This window comes from Tamlana sp. 2_MG-2023, assembly GCF_030548465.1.
Taxonomy (GTDB): domain Bacteria; phylum Bacteroidota; class Bacteroidia; order Flavobacteriales; family Flavobacteriaceae; genus Pseudotamlana.
The window spans coordinates 143,669-168,695 of record NZ_JAUOSF010000008.1 but is presented as its reverse complement, the minus strand read 5'-3'; the positions used below and the strand labels follow the sequence as shown (position 1 = coordinate 168,695).

Genomic DNA, 25,027 nt, shown 5'->3' with positions numbered 1-25,027 from the left:
AAATTAGAGATTTTAAGTTAACAACCTGTTTGTACTTAGTTAAAATATTGAAATCTTGAGTAGCAATAATTAAGGTTTTTAATATCATCATTTTAGCTCCCATTATTTTGAATATAAATTCTTAAATATTTGTTGTATTAGAGAAAACATCATGGCTGTAGACCAACCAATTAACATAATACCATTAATGGCTTCTACCCCAGATAAAAATTGCCATTTAGGTGTTAAAGTATAATCGCCATATCCTAACGATGTGAAAGTAACCATTGAAAAATACCAGGCTTCAGAAAAACTGATGAATACCTCCTTAGTTTCTGGAATTAGCATGTAGGTAACAGCCCAAAACAGGGATTGGATAAAATGTAAAAAAGTGAAGAACAAAAAAGAAATCACTAATAAGGTTAGTGCAACCTTAGAAGCGTAATGTTCTTGTTTTTTTTTAATTTGTTTAAGCCAGTAAACATTACCCATGGCTTGAACGATTACGGAAATTACTATAATAATGGTGCCTATTAATAATGAAAATATCATAAATATATTTTTTTTTCATTGTGTTGTGAAAATCATATAGCAACAATAATATCTGTCTGATGGTATTTTACCAATTCAATACAAATGAATTGCTAGCTTATGAAATTAAAGATTTTAAGTTAACAACCTGCTCAAACTTATTTAAAATATCATGATCGTGAGTCACAACGATCAAAGTTGTTTTTTGCACTTTACAGTACTGCGTTAAGATGTTAATAATATTATCTCGATTTTCAGGGTCTAAATTTGCAGTAGGTTCATCGCATAATAAGACTTTAGGCTGTGTGATTAAAGCACGACAAACGGCCACACGTTGGCGTTCACCCTGTGATAATTGTTTGGGGTAACGATTAAGTTTATTGGAAAGACCAACGCGATCGGCTAAGTCTTTAGCACGTTGTTTTACGGTTTCGTCTAATTGTAATATTGAATTGATGCGGTAGGGCAACAAAATATTATCTAAAACACTTAAATACTCTAACAATTCAAATTCCTGAAAGATGAGTCCGATTGTGGCAATTCTAAAATCACGACGTTCGTTATTTTTATACTGATTTATAATGACATTATCTATAGAAATACTTCCTGATTCGGGCAATAAAATACCTGAAAGAAGATGAATAAAAGTCGTTTTCCCGCAACCACTCGGGCCGATAACAGCGGTTTGCTGACTAGATTCAAAGTTTAAATCAGCTAATTGAAAAATGAAATCGCTTTTAGGATATTTAAAGCTTATGTCTTTACAATGTATCATTTATTTTTGGCAGCAATTATGGTTCGGTCTTCCGAAGTTAAGGTGATGTTATAAATTTTCCAACCGTCATCTTCAATAGTGAGTGCAACGGTGCCAATGTATTTGTTTTGGCGGTAATGAATATGTTGTAGGTGTTTTACTCTAGCTGTTACAATCCATTCCGTTGGATATTCAAAAATATGTTCGCCAGTATCCCTTGGTAGTGCTTCTCCAATATCTTCAACGGTAACTGTTTCTATATGGACTTCAGAACCTTCTTTCAGCCCTACATTCAATCGGCGACGGCTATCTAAATATACATTATCTATTAAATTTTCATCTAAAGACTCCGAAAGGGTCTCGAACAACTCAGCTTCATCTTCAATATTAAAAGCTTTATAGGTGTTCGATAAAACAGCTTGCATGATTTGCTTTATATCTTCAGTTTTTGGTGATTCTATGTTGTACCATGGATTTGATGCTTTTACGGTAAGCGGCAGACAGAGTAAGGCCATACCTAAGAAACATAGGCTAACAATGGGTTTTTTACGTGATATATTCATGGCTTTATGCACCTTTTTGTAACGTGGCCAGAATATAAACCCGAAAACAAGGAGACAAAGGGAGAGTAGGGGAATAGACAGTTTTCCCATAGCTAAATTGGTTTGTAATTGCTGCCATTCCGGATTAATATAGTGTTGCCCCCAAAGCACTAAAACAAGGAAACCTAAACCAATTAGAAAAATAGGTTTTAAAGCTATTTTTTTTGAATTTGATTTCATGCCTGACATGCGCCACGAGAAAATAAAGATGAGCAATAGGATAACATAAAAGCCTGTGGCCTGACTTGTAGCATAAGATAAGTGGTCTGAAGCATAATTGGCCAGGTATAGCCCAGAAGCCAAACTGCCTAAAACTAAAACTAGGCGTGTTGTCATGGTATTAAAAAACGTAGGTTGATAATAATACAAGGTTAAATATAGGACACAGCTCAGAATAATTATTAGTAAATAAGGTAGTGACCAGCCCCAAAGTCCTAATATTAATCCAGCTAATAACGGTAAAATCAGCAATAAAATATTTTTAATTTGAGCGCCTTCTAAAGTATTTAGAATGATACCAGAGATAATACAGAACGTAATAATAGCTAGGGGGATTTGAGGCAACATTGATGGCGCTACCCCATACAAGCTGCATTCGTAAATTAATAGGCCAAAAGCTAAAATTCCGATGCTATAGCTTAAAAATTTTTCAGTTGTCCATTGTTTTTTGCCTTTGGAAATGAGATTAACCAAATAAACGGCTTCTTTTGAAAATAAAAACACAAGCAGCACGCCTAAAGCCAATCCTATTCCACCTAAAATGATACCACTAAAAGTTTGTTGATTTGATAAGCCTAATATGTCAAGTTGAGGAGCAAAACAAGCACCCAAACCTAAACCAATTAAAGCTGTTGAAAGCGTAGAACTTACCTTGTTTAAGGCAACGTTGGGTTTATAAAAATAGCGAAGTGCCAATATTGCAGCAATCGCTAAACCAAGGTTTGATAATATGTGAGTCGGCATTAAAATAAGCTCATTATAACCTAACCACAGACCAAAGAAGGCTGAAATTATAGCTATAGATAAGTAGCGCTTGTACGTCGCTTTCTTCATGTATAAAATTAGGAAGATACTTATGAAATACAACGGAAGGTATGCTAAAATAAACTGAAGTCCTTTATAAATATTAGTTCTGGCCAAGATTGTAAATGTTGGGGAATCAGGAATGATGAAAAAGGCCTGTGACGGACTTAATTTTGTGTTGATAACACGGCCATTTAGCTGGCTTAACATAAAGAAAATATCGGTTTGACTGCCTAGTAATCCATCTATTCCAAATTTTAATCCAGATAAATCAGTAGCGTCATATTTTGCCCGCCATTGCATACGTTTAGTACTGTTGTCGCCATCAATCGTTGGTTTGGACAATAGCGTAAAACCCTCGGGAAAAATGGGTTGGGCTTTTTGTACTTTACCGTTAACTACAGGAAGTACAAAAAAAACTTTGTAAACACCAGGGGTTTCTTCTGTGATTTCTAATCGGGCAGGAAAGGAAATATCGGCGTGCATTGGGGTAACATGAAGCAGACATATTAGGCTACAAACAAGCCACCACGTTTTTAATATTTTACTGTGCATCTAAAAACGATTTGATTTCACCTTCATAAATAACATCATACTCTTGCATGAGCTCTGTGAAAAATTGTTCTTTAGTGGCGTTGCGTTCTTCGTATTGTAAATCACGAAGCAATTCATCTTTAACAGCTTCAAGAGGTAAGGCTGTAGGAGCTTGTTTACTACTTAAGTAAATGAGGTGTTTACCATAAGTAGAAGTTATAGGGCCACTCCATGTATTGGCATCTAAATTTTCAAGTGTTTTACTAAAACCTTCACCAAAAACTTTATTGATTTGTGTACTATTATAGTCTTTATAATCGTGCTCAAGCATGATAGGGTCCCCAAATTCGGAAACATTTTCGGTTGTTAATTGTTTGTTTTTTATAGTGTTTAGCGCATTTGTAGCTATTTTTTCAGTATTGTTACCATGTTTATCGGTGCTGAAATATATCTGATAAAAGGAGAATTCGGCAGGTTTTAAGTACTTGTCTTTTCGTAATTCGTAATAAGCTTCAAGTGCTTCTTGGCTAGTGCCTTCGGCATTGCCTTGACTCTCCGCTAGCATGTCCATTTGCATAATTAACGACCGTTTAACCATAGCGTTATTTTTATCTAAATCTTGATTAAGCGCTTCACGATACACTACTTGATCTTGAACGTAAGATTTTAAAATGCCATTAAATTCTTCTTTAGTTGGAGGGCGTTGCCATGTTTTTTCCCAAGAGGCTAACATTTGCGCAAAATCACTGTCATCAATAATTATGCGTTTATCACTTTGAGAAGGTAGTTTAGAACCGAAAACAATCAGTAAAATAAGGGCTAGTAGAGATCCGAATATTAGAATATGAACAATAGGTTTTTTCAAGAATGGTGCTTTTATTTAGATTAGTACCGATAATTAAATTTAGTAAATTAAAAATGATGGTTAAAATTATGGAGGAGGTTTTTGTTTTCAAAATTTGGAGCTGCTTCCCAGGATTGTATTTTACTAAAAACGCATCCTCTGTATTATTGTAATCGAACCCACTCGTTTAAATTTGAATAAGTTTTTCTTTATAAGCATGAAGCTTATAGTTTATTTGAAATAAAATAATTGGTGTTAAAATTGTTTATGTAATGAAGTGATTTTAATTTGCTTTTTGATCCAACAAGATAATGAGGTTTAGCTTTTAAAGTTAGGGATTTTAAAATGATGTGTGAAATAATTCAGAAAATTTGATGGTTTGGCACTTTACTTCTTCTTTACATCAGCTCAAAAAGTGCTTTTGTGTTAGGGTTAAAATCATATGTTTTAATTTAAGAACATGTGAGTTCTTATTTTTGAATCTAGATTTAACCTACACTTAAATGACATGAAAACTACCAACTTAATTACTTTCCTATTTTTTTTAGGAAGTCTAACACTACATGCAAAAAATATTTATGTTTCTAAATCAGGATCTGATAGTGCTTCGGGTACGGAAGCTAATCCTTATTTAACTATTTCCAAGGCTGCATCTGTGGCAGTGGCTGGAGATATTGTATTTATCAAAGCGGGAACTTACCGAGAAACCGTGCAACCTTCGAATTCAGGAAATTCGGGAAACCCAATCGTTTTCAAAGCTTATGGGACTGATGAAGTCATCATTTCGGCGTTGGAATATCTAGATAATTGGGTAAACGATTCTGGCGCTATTTATAAAACCAACGTTTCTTGGGATTTAGGTCAAGCGAATATGCTAATGGCAAACTATACCGTGCTAGACGTGGCAAGATGGCCTAATAACACGGACGGCGATCCTTTTACTTTAAATTCGTATCGCAGTCAGGGAGGTTCGTCTTCTTCCGAATTACAAAATGCTTATTTATTGCATAATCAGATACCGAATATAAACTGGGATGGAGCTAATATTATGTTTTATGGTGATCGTTTAGGGTCTGGATGGACTACTTGGCGTGAATATATAACGGGAGGTACGAATGGTCGTGTAAATTTTACGGTGAACAAAACCCAATCGTGGATTATTTCGGCGCATCCACCTGCCGATGGGGGAGATTTTTATTTAGAAGGTGCCAAAGGATTATTGGATTACCAAAACGAATGGTGGTTTGACCCTAGTACTAAAACTATATATGTGCAACTTCCTGGTGGGGCTAGCCCAAAACCAATGGAAGTGCAAATGCGAAAAAGAGTGAAAACGATAGATTTAAGTAATCGCAGTTATGTGGAATTTCATGATTTGGCTGTAATTGGCGGAAGAATAGAGTTGGGCGGTCAAGGAAATCGAATTTATAAAGTGTCTAGTTATCATGGCGATTATAATCGAGGTGTAGCGCAAACCGTGATTGCAGACTGTAGAAATGTGTATGTAAAATGGGCATCCAAAAACAATATTGTAGAACAATGTGAAATCGCTTACGGTGGTGGTTCTGGAATTTTCGATCAGGGAGAAAACACACAAATTATCAATAACTATGTGCACGATTTTAATTATTTAGGAGATTATAATGCCCCTGTTTCTTCTCGCGGAATTCCTGGAAATACAATAATTAGAGAAAACACGGTTAAAAATGGAGGTAGAGATGCTATTCAGAATATCACAAAAGGCTCGGAAGTGTCGTATAACGATGTGTCACATAGTAATATTATTGCCGATGATTGTGGTTTGTTTTATACCATTAATGCCGGATTAAATATGGAAATTCATCATAACTGGTTTCATGATGCCGAGTCTCGTGGCAGTTTGAAAAAAGCAGCCGGAATTTATCTAGATAACAATGCTTCCAATGTAAATGTGTATCGCAATGTGGTTTGGAACACCGAATGGACTAGTGTGCAAATCAACCATAATGGCGAAAACATCAATATTTTTAATAATTCCTTTGCTAAAAATATTGCTACCATGGGAGCTTGGCATATGGCGGGAACGCAATTTACCAATGTTAAAGTTTGGAATAATATCACCGATAAAGAAGGAAGTAGTGCTGGTGGACAAGAAAACGAAGCAACTTGGGAACCACAATCGGACAAGCAAAATAATTTAGTCGATCAAGCTTCTTATCAAGATTGGACAAATAATAATTACCATTTGAAAACTTCTAGCCAAGCCGTGGATTATGGAAAAGTAATTCCAGGGTATACCGATGGGTATGCAGGGGCTGCACCAGATGTAGGTGCTTATGAAGTAGGGGATAACTGGATTCCTGGTGTAAGTTGGGATATTACCATGGGGCCTTCTGGTAAGTGCTATTCTGGTTTAGTAAATGCACAATGTCATGCTTTAAGTACGGACGAAAAGGAGGTAGCTTCAGACAATATAATTAAGGTGTATCCAAATCCAGTTCAGGATATTTTGTATGTAAATATTAAAGAAAAAGACCAAATTGGAATATTATATGATGTTTCCGGAAGAATGGTAAGGCAGTTTGCTTTTACTGTGGGGAAAAATAGTATCCAACTTTCCGATCTAAAAGCAGGGATCTATTTTCTGAAATTTAAAGGAAATTCGAATACTCAGAAATTAATTAAGCAGTAAATACTAACTTTTCTAACTTCGATTTCCTTCAATTGGTTGGTGAAAGTACGTTTAAATTGTTTTTTTAATGCTTACAAAAACCACCATCGATTGTTTTAAAAAAATGTTCTCTTTAGGGATTGGTTAATTTAGGTGAATAGTTTTGTGATAGTGGTTTTAGCTGTTTTAGGAAATTAAATATGTTGAAAATAATAAGGGCGGATTTCTCATTGAAATCCGCCCTTTTAATTATAATTATGTCATGCTGAAGGCCTTTCAGCATCTCATCAAATACTGCTCGTACATTTTTAATACGCATTCAAGCAAGTTCTAGTGGATATCCGAACAATTCACAACGTGTGCTAAAACCTTCCAATAACCCATTTACAATTTTTAATTTATTTTAAAAAGTTGGTGTTTGTTATTATTGTTAACCACAAGAATAAGATCTCCTGAAGCACTTTTTAATGAGGTCACGTTTCTCGTGTCGTTAGGGGCAAAGAATCCGGAGTCTAGATTAGAGATGGTGTGAAAGTTTGAGTCAGGATTCTTTAATAATAAGGTGCCGATACCGGCATCAGCCTTTGTAGTTTCCACTTCCGACATATAATTATTTCCAACACATAATATATCGGGTAGGGTGTCGCCATTGAAGTCGTGATAAGCTATACCATTTATTGGAGATTGTTGTAAGGTGTTTTCAAACGGTTCAAAAACAAAATTACCATCTCCATTATTCTTGAAAACTCCCGATCGGAATTCGTTTACCGACAAATGATAGGCGCTTTTTATACCTTCTCCTACAATGCCAGCTAAATCTCTACTGGCAAAGTCTTCATACGATTTAATTTTTTTAGCTAAATGAGGCATTTGTTGTGCAGTACAACCTTTTCCACGAATTGGCACTTGCTTATCCTTGTCGTATTTGGCCAGCATGATGTCTTCTGTACCATTAAAATCAAAATCTTTCGTATAAATTTGAAATGGTTTTTCTTTAGTAGCATGAAATTTATAATTCAGACCTAAATTTCCTGCAATAAGATCCTTATCACCATCTTGATCTACATCGGCAAAATATAATCGGTTCCACCATCCTGTAGTTTCCTCTAAGGTTTTAAAATTGGTACTTTTCGTTAATTTGCGATTTTCATTTATAAAAACATGGATTCCCATCCATTCCCCAGTTACAAGTAAGTCTAAAATAGAATCGCCGTTCATGTCTTCCCAAACAGCATCAGTAACCATACCTATTTGTTCTAATTCTGGTGCTATAGTAGGTGTAACTACTGTAAATTTACCCTGATTGTTTTGCAAGATGTAACTTTTAGGAGCGTAAGGATATTTATTCGGAATTACGCGTCCGCCAACAAATAAATCAATATCACCATCTTGATCGTAGTCGTACGGTTTTACTACCGAACCAGCCGCGACCATGTCTGGTAATGCATCGTTAGATTTTGAAAACTTCCCTGCTCCATCATTAATATATAAACGGTCGAGGAGTAACTTTGGGGTTCTAACAAATTCGTAACTACCGCTCACCACGTATAAGTCTAAGTCGCCATCTTGATCGGTATCAAAAAATACAGCACCGACATCCTCATATTGTTTGTCGTTTTCGAAGGCAGTTACGGTTTTTACTGAAAATCCACCTTTGGAATTACTCAAAAGCAATTGTCCGGGTTGGGAATGACCGCCACCTAGATACACATCATCATAACCATCACCGTTTAAATCGGCTACCGCTACTGCTGGACCAGTTTGCGATAATTTATGTGGTAAAAGAATTTGGGTGTTGAAGTCGTTGTAATACGGGTCGACATGCCTGTAATCAAATGGAATTTCAGTGAATATAGTGTTTTTTGATTCTTGCGATTCTGGTATGTTACTAGAATTGGCATAATCTACTGTTAAAACTTGATTCACTGTTGGTTTGTCAATGACTTGCTTTTTTCCATCCATCCAGATTATTTCTAATTTTTCTATGCCTGTTTTTTTTGCCAAACCAAAATGTAATGTGTTCGAAACAGATGATATAAAGCCTTTAGAATTCACCAACTGTCTCGTTTGAATGTCTCCATTTTCAAAATATAAATTGGCTACGGTGCCAAGACCAAAGCTGTTGTCTTTTGGGCCTTTAAAATGAAGTTGTAAATAGTTTCCTAAGGTTTGCTCGATAGCATTGTTTTTTAATATCGTGGCATGCTCATTAATATTGTTTACAACAAGCTCTAAATCACCATCGTTATCTAAATCGGAATAGACTGCGCCATTCGAAAATGTTGGTGTTGCATCGACCCAGTTGGAAGATTCGTCTGTAAATGTAAGATCGCCATTGTTTTTAAATAGGTAGTTAACTAACTTTTGTTGGGGTAGCATTTGCGAGTAGGTAAGGAAATCTTCTTTCGTTGGTTTTCTATTATTTTGTCGTAGCAAGGCTTTAATTTCGTTGTTTTTATCCTTGTCTATTACATCTCTAAAAACGCCATTGGTTACATATACATCGTTATAGCCATCTAAATCGAAATCTGCCGATAATATGGCCCAGCTCCAATCAGTATTGCCTATTCCGGCTAGTTGTGAAATTTCACTAAAGGTGCCATTACCGTTATTCAATTGTAACATATTGTGCATGTATTGGTAATGGTAATTACTAGCAACCATTTTTTCAAACTCAGGAATTGAAGTCATTCCCATAGTAGTTTTAGATCGTATATAATCTTGCGGATTCATATCCAAGGTTAAAATATCTTCTAAACCATCATTATTAATATCGGCCATATCGCCACCCATACTGTTAAAAGACATGTGTTTTACGGTTTCATTTCTTTTTTCTGAAAAGGTACCATCTTGATTGTTGATGTAGACGAAATCGGGCATATTAAAATCGTTACACACATAAATGTCTAGCCAGCCATCATTATTTAAATCGCCAACTTGAGGGTGTAAGCCAAAACCAAGGTCGGGCATAATACCTGATTTGGTTGAAACGTCTGTAAAGTGACCCGTACCATCGTTATTATAGAGTTTGTCGCTACCTTTTCGAGCTATAGTTTCAGGGTCAGTTTGTATGGCTTTTAAATCTAAAACTTCTGTCTTAGTAGTCATATCTGGGGTGTTCGAGATATATACGTCCAAGTCGCCATCTTTGTCATAATCAAAAAATGTAGCGTGAATGCCTCGGTTGGTATCTGCTAGACCAAATTCTTCGGCACGCTCTGTAAAGCTTAAATCACCATTATTAATATATAACATATTGGCATAAGTGGCTTCTTGAGCTGTCGATCCGCCTCTAACAATATATATGTCTAAATAACCATCGTTATTAATGTCGACCACCGTAACCCCGGTGTCGAAACCGGTTCTTTTGGTTATTCCAGCTTGTTCGGTAATGTCTTCAAATTTTAGTTTGCCTTTGTTCAGGTAGAGTTTGTTTTCGAAACTGTTGGAAATGAAAAATAAGTCTTCCAGTCCGTCGTTATTAAAATCGGCTGCAGCAACACCCCCGCCAACATAAGCGTACATGTATTGGTAGTAGTTGGTATCTACTGTTTCTTCTAGGGTATTTGTGAAGTTAATTCCGGAATATTCTGAGGAAATAGAGGTGAAAAGCAGGTCTTTTGTGGTCTCACTTGGTTCTGTTGTTCGTTGTTGTTTTTTTGAGTCAGAACAAGCAAATAATAGTGTTATAATAAATAATGGAAGTACAAAGTGTAGTTTGGTTTGTTTGATCATAACAAATTAGCTTTTAGTTCTAATTAGGATGTTAATATAATAATATATGCGGATTTATTTTGTCAAATAATAAAAACGGTAAGACTTTTTGAAGTCTTACCGTTTTAAAAAATAACTAATTCAATGTGTTTATTTTTTAATTATTATCAGGATCTAAGTTTGGATTTAGATCGATTTCTATTTGTGGAATTGGTGCAAAGTAGTTGTCAGGAGACAAGGAGCCTACTACTGGATTTGATAATGAAATGTTTGGATCTAACGGTGTTCGTGCTTGATCACTCAAGGCGTCTGCAACACGTTCCATGCGTACCAAATCGTTGTATCTCAGGTATTCACCTGCAAACTCCCATTTCCTTTCAGTAAATGCTAATTCTCCTAAATCTCCAGATGTTAAATCTACACTAGGATCTGGAGTATTGAAAGGTTTTCCAGCGGCTCTCCTTCTAATTTTATTAAGTGCTTCCCAAGCTTCGGCGGTTGGTGATCCTGAACGTCCAGAGGCTTCGGCATAATTAAGTAGTACTTCGGCATAACGCATATAGAAATCGTTTCTATCGGTAGACCATTGACTAGGTAAATCACCTTGTGGTCCTGCAATTTTGGTGAAAATTGGTTGTACCTGATCTTGAAAGTTTTTCCAATCTAAATCGGTTCTATATGTAGCTTCTTTTCTTGGTCCTTCTGGAAAGTCTTCAAAAAATCGAACTTCAGCAAAAGTTTCAGACCAACCACCTTCTACATCAGAAGGGTAGCCTAAAATCCCATATTTTCTATTACCTAAATTTGAAGGATTACTGTATGCGATGGTCCAAACAGATTCACTGTTAAATCTATTTTCAACCTTCCATAAATCATTTAAGTCGCTAAGTAGCTCAAACCCGTGAGCGGGATGGTTGTCAATTACTTTTTTAGCAACATCAGCGGCTTCGGTATATTTGGTGTTGTCCTTTAAAGGGTAACCAGCCCAGTTAAGATATAGACGAGACAAAATTGCTTGGGCACTTCCTTTGTTTGGACGTGGTGCCCCGGCGATAACACCTGGGTATAGATCAGGAAGTAGACTTTCAGCTAATAATAAATCACGTTCTACTTGTTCATAAACTTCTTGTTGTGTCGCTAATCCTATTTCAAAATCTGGGGCAGAAGATAGGGGTAAAGGGATTCTACCATGTATTCTAGTCATATGTAGAAAAAGTGTACCTCTTAAAAAATGTGATTCACCTAGCAATCTGTCGTAGCCTTCTTGATCTGGTACAGATAATCCTTGAGCACTTTCTATAACTGTATTTACAGCTCTAATCATCGAGTAAACATCGTTCCAATTACTTAAGGATCTTGGATTGTCACTTGAAACATTCATTTGGTCGTATTCTCTAAATGGAGCTTTGTTTAAGGCTCGGTGAGTTGTTATATCATCGCCAGCCCAGCCAAAAACAAAAAAGGTTGTCCATTGCGAGGCTGTTCTAAGCTTACCATATACGCCAGTTACACCAAGGTCAAAATCTTCTAATGAAGTAAATTGTCCTGGCGCTAATTGTGAAGTAGTAGGATCTTCGTCTAAATCTGCACAGTTTTGACACATCAAGGTGAGTATGAGTGTCACTACCAACGATACTTTGCTGCTTAGATATTTTAGTGTTTTATTTTTAGTATACATATTTTGATCAATTTTTTATTAAAAATTTAATTTACATCCTAGAGTAAATGTTCTAGGGTTAGGATAGGCACCAGCATCAATTCCAGCAGCCACATCGCCATTTCCTCTATCTTCTGGTACTGCCGTAATCGTGTTAAGTTCTGGGTCGTAGCCTTGGTAATCTGTGATCAAGAATAAGTTCTGACCACTAGCATATAATCTTAAAGATTCTATTGGTCCTATTTCACGTAAGGTGTAACCTATGGCTAAATTTTGTAATCTAACAAAACTACCATTTTCTACAAACCTAGAGGATCCAATGATGCTTTGTCCGCCAGCAGGAATATCGGTTTCATTTTGCGGTGTCCATTGGTTTAATTGATCTGGAGACATAAAACTTCTTTGTGGACCATTAATAGTCCCTCTCATAGTGTTATATACCTCAAATCCGTGGACACCTTGAATAAGTAAATTTAAGTCCCAGTTTTTATAACTAAAGGTGTTATTGAATCCCCAAAAAGTTGTTGGCGTACCATTTCCTATAGCTTGGTAAACAATTTCTCCAGAATCATCTCTTAAATACTTAGGATCCCCTGGCGCTCTACCAAATTGTGCAGCTTCTGTCGCTTCGGAGGTTTTCCAAGTTCCTAAAAATGTTGCACCTAAGAATTGACCTAATGGCTCTCCTTTTTCAATAATATTCCAGTAGGATTGTGTGCCATCGGTAGCTTCAAATGAACCTTGAATAAAATCTTCCTCTCCAAGGTCTACAACTTCATTCCTTACATAAGAAAAGTTAACATTTGATTCCCAATTAAAGTTGTCGTTTGAAATAATATAACCACCTAAAGTGATATCGTAACCATAGTTTTCAACCTCACCAATATTCTGTGGTATAAAACCGCCACCATTAGTACCTGGAACAGGTACATTTAATAATAAATCGGTTGTATTTTTCTTATAACCATCAATGGTGAAGTTTGCTCTTCCATTCCAAAAGGCTAAATCTAAGCCAACATTGGTTTGTGTGGTGGTTTCCCAAGTTAAGTCTTCATTCCCATATCCTTCTGGTACAGCTCCTGGAGAAGGTGTTCCTCCTGTAAAAGGATAAGAGGCATCTGTGCCACCAATTTGAGAACTCGGGAATGTACTATAAGGTGCAATATTTTGATTACCTACTTGTCCCCATCCAGCTCGAATAGCCAAATCACTTAAAAAGTTCCCGTTTTCAATAAAGTTCCATTTTTTAAAACTATATTTTAGGGCTAAAGAAGGGAAGTATCCTGTATTTTCATCTTTTCTGAAACGAGAAGATTGATCCATTCTAATGGTTGCTGTTAGAAATAAACTTTCATCATAAACGTAAGCAGCTCTAGCCATCACAGACTGTATATCCGATTTGTTATAAATATTTGAAGCGGCAAAGGATTCTGCTAATTCTGCTAAATAAAAACTTCCTGAAATCAGATAGTCATAGGCAGAGTAACCATTTTGGCTGTATTCCGAACTTGAAAATTCATAGAGTCCAGTAGCGTTAATATTGTGTTTACCATAAGTGTTGGACCAAGTTAATATGTTACTTATTTGATAGCTTGTGTTATCTGTTCCAGAATAGGTTGCATCTGGCTTTGATATACTAATGTCATAACGTTCTTGTTTGGTATTGACTGTATTCGCTCCAACAATTAATGCATAGGATAGATTGTCTGTAAAATCATATTTGGCATTGAGGTTAATGTCAACTCGATTTCTTAAAAAATTAATTTGAGACTCTCTCATTTCAGCGATAGGGTTAATAGTACCACTAGCTACACTTTTTAATGAAAAGTAATTGTATTCGCCACTGTCGTTATAAACGGGGGTAGTAGGATCCCAAGTTGCGGCTTGCATGATTTTACGTCCGTTAAATAAGCTAAATGAATTTAAATCGTTTTCCGTTTCATCACGAACTAGAGATAAGTTTAATCCTATTTCAAACTTGTCAGAAATTTTAGCATCGAGATTTGATCTCAGCGAGTATTTCTCGTATCCAGTTTCGATAACCATACCTGTTTGTTTAACATAATTTCCAGAGAGGAAATAGTTAATATTTCCATTTTCTGAACCTCCGCTGGCCGTCATTTGAAAATTTTGTGTCATCCCTTGTTGGTCAAATAACTCTTCTTGGTAATTAGTGCCTCCATTTTCTTCAAAGAACGCTATTTCAGCATCTGAATAAATAGCAGGAGATCCAACTCGAGCTCTACTGGAATTTTCTATTCTAGCAAAATCGGCCGCACCAAGCGTTGGAAGTAACTCTGGAATGTTGTCGAAAGAAACAAAGCTATCAAAAGATATTTTTGCTTTACCTCGACCTTTTTTAGTGGTTACTAATATCACACCATTAGATCCTCTTGAACCGTATATTGCAGTTGCGGAAGCATCTTTTAATACGTCCATAGCTTCAATGTCGCTTGGGTTTATGGTGCTTAAGTCGCCACCAATAACACCATCGATTACTATTAATGGGCTATTATTTCCTGTTATGGAGTTCACCCCTCTTATACGAACTTTTATTGATCCTCCAGGTTGTCCTGAACTTCGTGTAACTTTCACCCCCGAGGCTCGGCCTTGTAAGGCATCTTCTGTACGGGTTAAGGGTTGGTCTTCGAAGGATTTAGAAGTAACTTGAGAAACAGAGCCTACAACATCACTTTTCTTTACTGTTCCATAGCCTACTACAACCACCTCTTCAAGCTCGCTAGTATCTTCGGTTAGTGTTACGTTAACTGTGGTTTGTGTGCCTACTTTAATTTCTATAGTTTTATAACCTATATAAGAGAATATTAAATTATCTTCTGAGGTCGCTTCTAGGGTGTAATTTCCGTCGAAGTCTGAAACGGTTCCTTTTGTTGTACCCTTAACTAGAATGGTTGCTCCAGGAATTACCATTCCTGACTCATCTATAACTTTACCGGTAATTACATTTTGGGCGAATCCCGATAAGGACATACATGATAAGAGTAAAAAACTAAAAAATAGCTTTTTACCCCATGGTCGTTTTTTCATCTGTTTCATAAAATTAGTTTTAATTACTTAAGTTGTTTTAGTTGTTGAATTTAAAAACCGATTAGGGTTTATGTTGGTATACATCTGACTAAAGTTAATGGTTTACAGTTTTCATTCAATTTTTTTTTGCTTTTTTCTAACTAGACTAAAACTAGACATACTAATATAGATGCTATTTTAGAAGTTAAAAGACTGTCGTGCAGTTGTTTAATTATTTGGTGGTGCTGAATTTTTCGTTAAATAATATGCTTAAGTTAATCAAACTATTAGATCAATCAAGGTTAATGTCTTTTATAGAGGTATTGAATCGTGAAAAAAATCATGATAAAATAGGATTTATGTATTGAAAAGGTGATTATTTTATTGTTTTCTCGTTTTGTTATTGCTAATAATATTTAGGGATTGGTATGAAGAAGCTTGTTTTATTAATTTCAAAATGTAGGAAATCTGATTAATGATCCAACTAGAATCAGAAATAAGCTTTAATAACCACATTCGTGTTTTACCGGAATTTAAAAGTGAAAACTCTTAGTTTAGATTTGAGATACAATGGGGTTTTTAGCTTTACATAGTTATGCCGAAGTAAATTTCATGAATGGACTTGATGGAGTTATAATGGGTTATATTTAAAAAAAGCGTGTTTTTGAATATTCAAAAACACGCTTTTACAGCTATTAATTTATGTTATACTTTTCCTGTTTAAGGACGTACTTCTTTTTCCATGATAGTAAAGTCGTCAAAATAAACGGTAGCATTTGTAGTCTTGCTTGCGTTAGATAAAATTCTCAAATAGAACTTAGATAACGGTTTTGTGCTGTTGTAGTCTTTGCTAACGGTAACCCATTGACCAGATGGTTGTAAAAAGTTGTCATCTGATGAATTCCAGTCCCAATTTGTTAACAAAAATAGTTTTATTTCTGCTTTACCATCAGTACCTGTAGCCCCATCAGCAATGAACATTTTATAAGTTACAGTATACGTTTTGGTACCATCAAAATCTAGGGCTTGATCCAATGTGCCATCTGCTTCTGCTTTAGCTTGTCCAGAAGCGATTTCTAGCTTCAAACTATACGAACCGCTAGCAGCCTGTTCTGTAGAATAAGAGACCGTTCCTTCATTACTCCAAAAGTTTGTCCATGCGCCATCATTTGCTTCTAATGTAGCAAGGTTTTCTGGTACTAAATTGGTTGCATCCATGATAACTGGTACATCGCTAAACATACTAGCGGTTCTTGTATCGGTTGACTTAATCTCGGTACCTGTATACGAAACGGTTATAACATCAGGACGATAAATAGGATCGGCTAAGGTTAAATTCAATTTAGTAGCGTCGTTTCCGTTTATTTCAACTGAAGCTACTGGGAATTGAACACCGTTTACCATAACCGTAAAGAATTGTTCTTGATTAGTAAAAGGTTCAAATTCACCGTTATAAGCTATAACAATGGTTTCGTCTTCCATCTCATAAATATCATCATTAATTTCGAAAGTTTTGCTAGATGCAACGACTTTAATCGGAGCTGGTATGCCATATACATCGCCATCAGCGGGGATATTTTCACCAGATCTATTAGTGCTTATACTACCTCTAAAATTTCCTAATTTATTAAATTGGATATTAGCAATAGAGTCGCTAGAAGAGGTGTAATTTGTTTCTGTATCTAGATCAAATATATTCCAAGTTCTTCCAGTTGGTTCTCCAATCGTGGTAATATCTGTAAATTCTAATAATTCGCCCGCTTCAACGTAAATCGTATCAGTTGACTTGTGATTTACAATTTGACTGTTTTGTTTTACTATAATCTCAGAAATAATGGTATCAAAAACTTTTACGTTAAACGTGGTGTCAATAACCCATTTGTTATCAATCCATTCCGACCCCACATAATAATCGTCTACACCATTGTTACCTCTAAAGGTAACAGAGTCTTTAAAAGTGTTGTAAAGTCTAACTGTTTTTATTCCTGATTCTTGAAAATACAGGTTAATAGTTTTTTCGTTAGATGATCGTGCACCTGGGTATATGATACGCGCTTCGTAATCTGTATCATTTCTTTCTATAGGCCCTTCTAACATAGAAATACCTGTATCAAAAAACCATGTATGATCAGTTGCACCCTGCGAAAGATCACTAAATGTCATAAAATCGAAAACATTTAATTGTAATTCTAGAGCTTGTCCTTGGCTGGTGTAAAAGCCAACATCTGATAATTCTGTTGGTGCATCATACGCGTCATCAGTTTGGCATCCAACCAAGGCTACGAATAGTAATATGATACCTAAATATATTTTATTTTTCATCATGTTATATTGTTTAAATTTTGAATCTTATTTGTATAGATCAGGGTTGGTTATCAACTCACTATTAGGCATTGGCCAATACGCGTGTTCTGATTCTATGTAATTTTGAGAGGCTTCTTGAAATTCATTCCAGTTTGGATTTACAAGAGGATCACCTGCAGGTAATTCTTTCACTATACTTCCCCATCGTGTTACCTTCGTTCCGTCTGGCATGGTTACTTCGAAAGGATCTGCAGCATAACGTCTTTGTGCCAATTCTTCAAAACGACTCTTTTTAACGCCCCAACGTCTTAAATCGATGTTTCTGTTACCGTCACCTTCAGCTGAAAGCTCTAGAGGATATTCTTTAAATCTTAAATGATCCATTAAGCTTTGTGCTGTATACATGATATTGTCGTGATCGGCAGAAGGAAACTCTCCTGAACCATTAGGTCCGAGTAATTGCAACGCTGAACGGTGTCTTACTTTATTAATGTAAAGCATCGCTTCGTCCACATCACCTAATTCTATCATACACTCGGCATATTGTAAATAAATTTCCGCAAGTCTAATCAAACGTTCGTTAATGGCTGATCTCACTTTACCTGGAGAAATAATGTCTTCATTTTCTGCTCCTAGATCCCAGTTGGTATGTTTTCTCCAAAACGCCGTCAAATTTACGTTAAAAAGAGCGGCTTGTCCTGGTGTATCAAAACCGTAGTATCCTAAATCTGGGTCGTCTACTAATGCAACAGACCATGATGTTCTTAAACTAAATTTTCTAAACTTTTCGTTTCCGTCTTCATCAATGACTTTGTTTCTATCGTCTGAATAATCTAATGGATCATTTCTGTATTCTAAGATAAGCCAGTTTGCCGCCACGGCATTAAACCAACCTCCTACACCTGTGAGTTTTTTGTTATAAGAACCTGTATTGGCAACATCTCTGCTGTCCCATGGACCTAATTCGTTCTTATAGTCCATAGAATAGCTTACTTCTAAAATAGATTCACTATTAAACTCATCCATAGTAGTAAAGTTACTACCAATATTTGGAGTTAAACTATACCCGAAATCATTAATTAAACTTTTAAAGTATATGGCAGCTTGATCGAATTCGCCGGCGTACAAGTGGGTTTGACCTATTAAAGCTACAGCAGCACCAGCGGTTACACGTCCTAAATCTTTACCTTCCCATTTTAAAGGTAAATTTTGTTCTGCAAATTTTAGGTCTTCCATATAAAAGGCTTTTACAACTGCAGCATCTTGTACTGGTTCGTAAAATTCAGCTTCGTCTACAGGTACCTCATCAAATATTGGTATGTTACCACCGTTATAATTGTTGTAAAGGTTAAAGTATAGATACCCTCTTAAAAGACGGGCTTGTGCTAAAATTAAATTGGCAGCATCTCTGTCTTCATCATTATCAAAGGTGCCTTGTAAATTTTGCGTGGCTTCTATGACTTGGTTGGCTCTAAAAATAGTTTTATAATTTTCTGCCCATTTTTGATTAAGTTCGAGCGCAGCATTATTAAATGTTTGTTGGTAAAAAACATTACTGTTGGTAGGGCGTTGAAACCCACTTCCCCAGGCTAAATCTGATCGTAGTAATTCATCTACTAATTTAATATTGTTGGCATTACTCCAACCTTTATAAAGCCCATTTAAACCAAGGTCTAAATCGTTTAAGTCTTTCCAGAAAATATCTGTTGAGATATTATTGGGATTGGTCTGATCTAAAAAATCCTCCGAACAAGCATTTACAGTCAATAGAATGACCAATGCTGATATTATTTGTGTGAAATTTATATTTTTCATTTGCTGTATCTTGTTTTTTTATTAAAAATCAAATTGTACCCCTAGCATCGTTAGTCTAGTTACAGGATAGGTACCTTTATCGATACCTCTGGTGCTAAGTCCGTTATTTCCAACTTCTGGGTCATATCCTTCATAGCTAGTAATAGTAAGTGGGTTTTGTGCAGATATGTAAACTCTAAATTTTGAAATACCCATTTTTTCAGTTGTTTGTTTTGGAATGGTATACCCCAGAGCAACGTTTCTTAATCTAAGAAAAGATCCATCTTCTAACCATAGGTCTGTAGCTCCCCTTAAATTATCGTGTTGTGCATTACGGTAAACGGGAATTTCAGACGTGTCATTTTGAGGTGACCATTGGTATACTAAATCTTGATGTGTTCTACTTTTATAAGCTAAGGCTTTGTTACCGTTAATAATTTCACCGCCATATGCAGCATACCATTGCATAGAAAAGTCGAAATTTTTAAAATAGGCGTTGAAGTTGAAACCCATTTCAAATTCTGGTGTTCCACTACCAGCATATTGTCTATCATCGATATCTATTTGACCATCACCAGCATCTGGGATGCCATCACCATTTGTGTCAACGGTTAGAGCATCAACATAACGTAAATCTCCCATTTTAGCAGTTGGTAATATTGCTTGGTACTCAGCTAATTCTTCATCGGTTCTTATGATGCCATCTGTTTTCCATAAGAAAAAGGCACCTGCTTCATAACCTTCAGCTAGGGCAGAAACTTTATCAGAGTCGTTATCATGTCCAGAAACGGTACTATCACCAAAATATAATAATTTATTAGAACCACTCATTTTGGTAACTTCATTGATGTTTCTAGAATAGGTTAGGTTTGCATCCCAAGAAAATTTTCCTGCGTGTTGATAGCCTAACGCCAATTCTAAACCTTGGTTGGTCATATCGCCAACATTTAAGATGACATCACCCCCTTGTCCAGCTCCAGCTGTAGGAGGGAGTAACACAGGGAAAAGCATGTCTTCTTTATCTGTGTTATACACATCGGCACTTAAAGTTAGCTTGTTTCTGAAAAAGCCCATATCAACCCCAAAGTTTGTTGATACTGAGGTTTCCCATTTTACATTTTTGTTTGCGAAAGCTAATTGATTAGCACCTAATGCTAAATTTTGATCGTCGTCCATTCCAAATACATAATCCTGATCTAAAACAATATTTGCCGTGTAGGCGTAATCAGGTATACCTTGATTTCCTGTAGTACCTTGACTGGCTCTTATTTTGAAAGAGGTAAAAGTGTTTTTTATTGGTTCCCAGAATTTTTCATCTGAAACTACCCAACCAGCAGAAAAGGAAGGAAATACACCCCAATGTTCGTTTTGGAATCTTGACGATCCGTCACGGCGTACACTTGCACTTAAAATATATTTTCCTTTGTAGTTGTATTGGGCTCTAGCTAGCATACCAATTAAAGTACTTTCTCTATTTTGAGTCCATTGGTTATTTCCAGAACCAGCGTTAGGGTCTGAAGTTGCGCCGTTTATTACCGTCACATCATTATTTAAAATATCGTATTTCTCTCCAAAGAATTCAGAATAAGTATACTTTTCTGCAGAATACACTCCTGTTAAGTTAAGATTGTGATTTCCAAAACTCTTATTGTAGTTTAAGATGTTTTCCCAAGTGTTCTTCTTGGTTAAAGTACTTAAGTTTTTTACTTTAGAACGTTGGTCAGACACTTCATTGCCTTCTAAATCATAGGCAACATACTGCGGGTTAATCGTAATTCTTGTTCCATTATTAAAACTTCCAGAGTAACGTGTGGTAAATTTTAAGTTTTTTGTAAAACTATAAGCCGCACTAATATACCCATCAAAATAGTTGTTTTCAAGATTATCTTCCTGTAATAACTTATATCCTAAATAAGACATATGTGAAGCGGCAGTGCCGTCACCAGCATCAGCAACAAGGTCTGCATCAGGATCAATTACAGGGCGCAAAGGATCGTATTTAATGGCATCTGATAAAATACCCCAAGGTGCAAATTCTTGATTTTCTACACGAAAAGAAATCCCTGTATCAATTTTTAATTTTCCTTTGGTGTATTGGGTGTTTGATCTCACGTTTAATCTATCAAAACTCGAGTTGATTACCGAACCTTCTTGATTAAAATAGTTAGCACTTACATTGTAGGCAAGACCTTCTTTTCCTCCAGAAACGCGTACACTGTAGTTTTGTGTCAAGGCAAAGTCGTTAAGAACAACATCCATTAAATCGGTGTTTCTTGTTAACGAATTAGGGTTTTGTTCTACGGTTGTCCAGGTATTTCCGTAATTGGTGTTTTGTAATGCATTTCCTGTAAGGAATAGGGTGTATATGTAATCTTCACGATTTAGTAAAGGGGTACCTGAAGTAATGCTTTGAATCCCAGAATAACCTTCAACATTAACTTGCATTAGTCCTTTTTTACCTTTTTTGGTTGTAATTAAAATAACACCGGCAGCACCTCTTGTTCCATAAATTGCTGCAGAAGCCGCATCTTTTAAAACATCTATGGTTTCAATTTCATTTATACTTAGTTTAGGGTCACCTTCAAAAGGAATACCGTCTACAATATATAGCGGTCTGTTATTTCCAAATACAGAAGTTAATCCACGAATTTGAATGTTCGCTTCGGCTCCAGGCTGACCAGAACTTGATTGTACATTTACACCTGCTATTTGCCCTTGTAGTGCAGCACCAATATCAGCAGTGGCTGTTTTTGCAAGCTCTTCGCTATCTACTTGTGCAACAGCTCCTGTAATTTCCTTTTTCGTTTGGGTACCATACCCAACAACAATTACTTCGTCTAATTCAGAGTTGTCTGCTTCAAGAGTTATATTAACTGTTGTTTTTCCATTTACTGGAACATGTTTTGTTTTAAAGCCTAAATAGCTAAAAGTAAGGGTTTCGTTATTGGAAACATTAATTTGATAATTTCCATCAAAATCTGAAACGGCTCCATTATTAGTTCCTTTTACAAAAACGTTAACGCCAGGAAGTGGTATTTGATCGGTATCTCTTACCGTTCCTGTAATCGTATTTTTGTTTTGCGATTGCATCGAAAAAAAGCTAATCATACACATTAGTGTAATGATGTTAACTTTTACTCTTTGGTTAAAATTTAAATTCATTAGCATAGTTTTAAAGTTATCATATTAAGGTTGTTGGATTTATACTGCAAATATTAAATTATTTCACGTTTAGGAAGGGAACATATGTTTTATTTTAAGTGTTATATGATTTTTTATAGTTTTTTGTTCATCTGTAATAAGTGTCATTAAGGATTATCATCTTTAAGTTTAATTCAAGTTTTATTATATAATAGTAATAGGTGTCTAAATAAGCTAGGTTCTAGAAAAGAACGATGTGATAATTAATGTGAATGGATATATTTTATACGTTAAAGCTTTCCTTTCTTATTACTTTATGTTGTATAGGTAAAGGATAGTTTATTAAGTGTGTCTGTTTTAATAGAGATGATATGGGCAAGAAAGAATAACTTCAATTTTAATAACTCTTATTCCTATGTGCTATATATAAGGATTCCAGATTCGTTCATTTGTTCTGTTTTAAAAATCATATATTATGTTTGTTCGATGAATTAAAATTCAAATTTGTGAAACCTTTTTTCGTATATCTACAGTTAAAAGTTACGAAAAACCCATGCGGTATAATATTTATATTTAAATAATAATAAAAATGAATAAACTTCTAGTATTTTGTTTGGTAATTATGCCTTTTACGTCATGGGCACAGAAACCTAAAAATAAAGTTTTAAAAAAACCGAACATCATCTACATTATGTCAGATGATCATACATCTCAAGCTTTTGGTATTTATGGAAGCCGTTTGGCGCCTTTAAACCCCACACCAACTTTAGATAAACTAGCGAATGAAGGTATGATATTCGATAATTGCTTTGTAACCAATTCGATTTGTACACCAAGTAGAGCAACAATAATTACAGGGCAATATAGTCAAGCCAATGGTGTATTAGATTTAGAAGGAGAAGTAGAAACAAAAAGCCAATATTTACCTGAAGAAATGAAAAATTTAGGTTACCAAACCGCACTGGTTGGGAAGTGGCATTTAAAGAATCAACCTAATTTTGATTATTATAATATCTTCACAGAACACCATCAGCAAGGATCTTATTTCGATCCTTATTTAACAGAAAGTACGATGCATTATGAGCCTTATTATGGTATGCCTAATTATGAAGGTAAACAGTATAAGGGGCATAGTTCTGATGTTATAACAGATATCACTATTGATTGGTTAGAAAATAAGAGAGACACAAGCAAACCATTCTTTTTAATGCATCAATTTAAAGCACCACATGACGACTTTGAGTATGCAGAACGTTATAAAGATTATTTGGAAGATACTTACATTCCAGAGCCAGCAAGTTTATATGAAAATGGTAATAATGGTTCTATAGCCACACGCGGTAAACACGATTCGCTAATTCATGATATTGGTTCGTCGGTTTCTAAACGTAATACGATTAGAAATATGGGGATGCGTATTTGGAGTGATACCTATATAAAACGAAATAATCCAGATTTTGATATCACTCAAGTAGAGGGGTTAAGTGATAAGGAGTATACGCACAGAACTTATCAGGAATACTTAAAGCGTTATTTGCGCTGTGTAAAAGGAGTAGATGATAATGTGGCGCGTATTATAAAATATTTAAAGGATAATGATCTTTATGACAACACTATTATTGTATATACCGGTGATCAAGGTTTTATGTTAGGCGAGCATGATTATATTGACAAACGTTGGATGTATGAAGAATCAATGCGCATGCCATTTATTGTAAGGTATCCTGAAAAAATAAAAGCCGGTACACGAACAGATGCGATAGTTAATAATGCAGATTTTGCACCAACTCTTATCGATTTAGCTGGTGGTGAAGCACCAAGTCAAATGCAGGGGCAAAGTTTTGAGTCTATTTTAGAAACAGGAGAGGAACCAGAAAATTGGCAACAGTCTACCTATTATAGGTATTGGATGCATATGGCGCATGCTCATGCAAACCCCGCTCATTTCGGTATTCGAACAAAACGATATAAGTTAATTTTCTTTTATGGTAAATATTGGGTAGACACAGACAATCCAAAAGAAGATTGGAATAAAAAAAGTTGGGGGAATAAGTTTACGCAACATACTCCAGTCGCTTGGGAGTTTTATGATTTAGCCGTTGATCCGCAAGAAATGAACAATGCTTACAAAAACCCAACGTATAAAAAGGTTATAGCCAATTTAAAGGAACAATTGCTTTCTAAAAGAAAAGAGTTAAATGAAGATGATGGTAATAAATTTCCCCATATCCAGAAAGTGATAGATAATCATTGGAACGATTAATTACCGATAGTTCAATATCAGTTTTTATACTTAATGTTTATATAGTTTAAGTTTTTAAGCGCAACTTATAGATTATTTTTAGAATAAAACTTGTATTTGTATTACCTAAATAGGTCGGTAGTGCGCTTTGAAGCTACAAATGTGATTCCGATTTAGAATAAAAAACGCTATCTAGTCCTTTGTATGTTTTTGTTTTTCAGGTGTTTGTGT

General features: G+C 35.5%; 12 protein-coding genes. 2 read left to right on the top strand and 10 right to left on the bottom strand.

What is annotated here, in order from left to right; genetic code table 11:
* Window positions 1-102: 102 nt before the first annotated feature.
* The 4 genes from Q4566_RS13885 to Q4566_RS13870 all read right to left on the bottom strand — a co-directional run bounded on the left by Q4566_RS13885 (window position 103) and on the right by Q4566_RS13870 (window position 4,288).
* Window positions 103-531 (bottom strand): potassium channel family protein, encoded by a 429-nt coding sequence (locus Q4566_RS13885; RefSeq protein ID WP_303422325.1) that lies wholly within the window; start codon window positions 529-531, stop codon window positions 103-105.
* Window positions 532-628: 97 nt separating this feature from the next.
* The gene (locus tag Q4566_RS13880) at window positions 629-1,285 is read right to left on the bottom strand and encodes an ABC transporter ATP-binding protein (RefSeq protein WP_303422322.1); all 657 of its coding nucleotides are present in this window, start codon (window positions 1,283-1,285) and stop codon (window positions 629-631) included.
* A complete protein-coding gene (locus Q4566_RS13875) occupies window positions 1,282-3,444 on the bottom strand; it encodes a hypothetical protein (protein ID WP_303422319.1) in 2,163 nt (720 codons plus the stop codon). Before Q4566_RS13875 ends, Q4566_RS13880 begins: the two co-directional genes overlap by 4 nt.
* On the bottom strand, window positions 3,434-4,288 hold the full coding sequence (locus Q4566_RS13870; RefSeq protein ID WP_303422317.1) for a peptidylprolyl isomerase: 855 nt from the start codon (window positions 4,286-4,288) through the stop codon (window positions 3,434-3,436). Before Q4566_RS13870 ends, Q4566_RS13875 begins: the two co-directional genes overlap by 11 nt.
* A gap of 487 nt (window positions 4,289-4,775) precedes the next feature.
* Between Q4566_RS13870 and Q4566_RS13865 the strand changes: the two genes are divergently transcribed.
* Window positions 4,776-6,938 carry a T9SS type A sorting domain-containing protein gene (locus Q4566_RS13865; protein ID WP_303422314.1) on the top strand — a complete coding sequence of 721 codons (2,163 nt, stop codon included), beginning with the start codon at window positions 4,776-4,778 and terminating at the stop codon, window positions 6,936-6,938.
* Between the two features lie 372 nt (window positions 6,939-7,310).
* Here the strand turns inward: Q4566_RS13865 and Q4566_RS13860 are convergent, their stop codons facing one another.
* The 6 genes from Q4566_RS13860 to Q4566_RS13835 form a co-directional block, all read right to left on the bottom strand.
* The gene (locus tag Q4566_RS13860; RefSeq protein ID WP_303422311.1) at window positions 7,311-10,652 is read right to left on the bottom strand and encodes a VCBS repeat-containing protein; all 3,342 of its coding nucleotides are present in this window, start codon (window positions 10,650-10,652) and stop codon (window positions 7,311-7,313) included.
* Window positions 10,653-10,788: 136 nt separating this feature from the next.
* Window positions 10,789-12,309, bottom strand: a complete 1,521-nt coding sequence (locus tag Q4566_RS13855; RefSeq protein ID WP_303422309.1) for a RagB/SusD family nutrient uptake outer membrane protein — start codon at window positions 12,307-12,309, stop codon at window positions 10,789-10,791.
* Between the two features lie 18 nt (window positions 12,310-12,327).
* The gene (locus Q4566_RS13850) at window positions 12,328-15,345 is read right to left on the bottom strand and encodes a TonB-dependent receptor (RefSeq protein ID WP_303422307.1); all 3,018 of its coding nucleotides are present in this window, start codon (window positions 15,343-15,345) and stop codon (window positions 12,328-12,330) included.
* A gap of 690 nt (window positions 15,346-16,035) precedes the next feature.
* On the bottom strand, window positions 16,036-17,640 hold the full coding sequence (locus Q4566_RS13845) for a SwmB domain-containing protein (protein ID WP_303422304.1): 1,605 nt from the start codon (window positions 17,638-17,640) through the stop codon (window positions 16,036-16,038).
* Between the two features lie 24 nt (window positions 17,641-17,664).
* Window positions 17,665-19,434, bottom strand: a complete 1,770-nt coding sequence (locus Q4566_RS13840; protein ID WP_303422301.1) for a RagB/SusD family nutrient uptake outer membrane protein — start codon at window positions 19,432-19,434, stop codon at window positions 17,665-17,667.
* Window positions 19,435-19,455: 21 nt separating this feature from the next.
* Window positions 19,456-22,521 carry a TonB-dependent receptor gene (locus Q4566_RS13835; RefSeq protein WP_303422298.1) on the bottom strand — a complete coding sequence of 1,022 codons (3,066 nt, stop codon included), beginning with the start codon at window positions 22,519-22,521 and terminating at the stop codon, window positions 19,456-19,458.
* Window positions 22,522-23,143: 622 nt separating this feature from the next.
* Between Q4566_RS13835 and Q4566_RS13830 the strand changes: the two genes are divergently transcribed.
* A complete protein-coding gene (locus Q4566_RS13830) occupies window positions 23,144-24,817 on the top strand; it encodes a sulfatase (protein WP_303422296.1) in 1,674 nt (557 codons plus the stop codon).
* Window positions 24,818-25,027 lie beyond the last annotated feature (210 nt).

Bases quoted from the DNA above. Each gene is read 5' to 3' on its own strand.
- Q4566_RS13885 (WP_303422325.1), bottom strand. From the start codon at position 531: ATGATATTTTCATTATTAATAGGCACCATTATTATAGTAATTTCCGTA.
- Q4566_RS13880 (WP_303422322.1), bottom strand. From the start codon at position 1,285: ATGATACATTGTAAAGACATAAGCTTTAAATATCCTAAAAGCGATTTC.
- Q4566_RS13875 (WP_303422319.1), bottom strand. From the start codon at position 3,444: ATGCACAGTAAAATATTAAAAACGTGGTGGCTTGTTTGTAGCCTAATA.
- Q4566_RS13865 (WP_303422314.1), top strand. From the start codon at position 4,776: ATGAAAACTACCAACTTAATTACTTTCCTATTTTTTTTAGGAAGTCTA.
- Q4566_RS13860 (WP_303422311.1), bottom strand. From the start codon at position 10,652: ATGATCAAACAAACCAAACTACACTTTGTACTTCCATTATTTATTATA.
- Q4566_RS13855 (WP_303422309.1), bottom strand. From the start codon at position 12,309: ATGTATACTAAAAATAAAACACTAAAATATCTAAGCAGCAAAGTATCG.
- Q4566_RS13850 (WP_303422307.1), bottom strand. From the start codon at position 15,345: ATGAAACAGATGAAAAAACGACCATGGGGTAAAAAGCTATTTTTTAGT.
- Q4566_RS13845 (WP_303422304.1), bottom strand. From the start codon at position 17,640: ATGATGAAAAATAAAATATATTTAGGTATCATATTACTATTCGTAGCC.
- Q4566_RS13840 (WP_303422301.1), bottom strand. From the start codon at position 19,434: ATGAAAAATATAAATTTCACACAAATAATATCAGCATTGGTCATTCTA.
- Q4566_RS13835 (WP_303422298.1), bottom strand. From the start codon at position 22,521: ATGATTAGCTTTTTTTCGATGCAATCGCAAAACAAAAATACGATTACA.
- Q4566_RS13830 (WP_303422296.1), top strand. From the start codon at position 23,144: ATGAATAAACTTCTAGTATTTTGTTTGGTAATTATGCCTTTTACGTCA.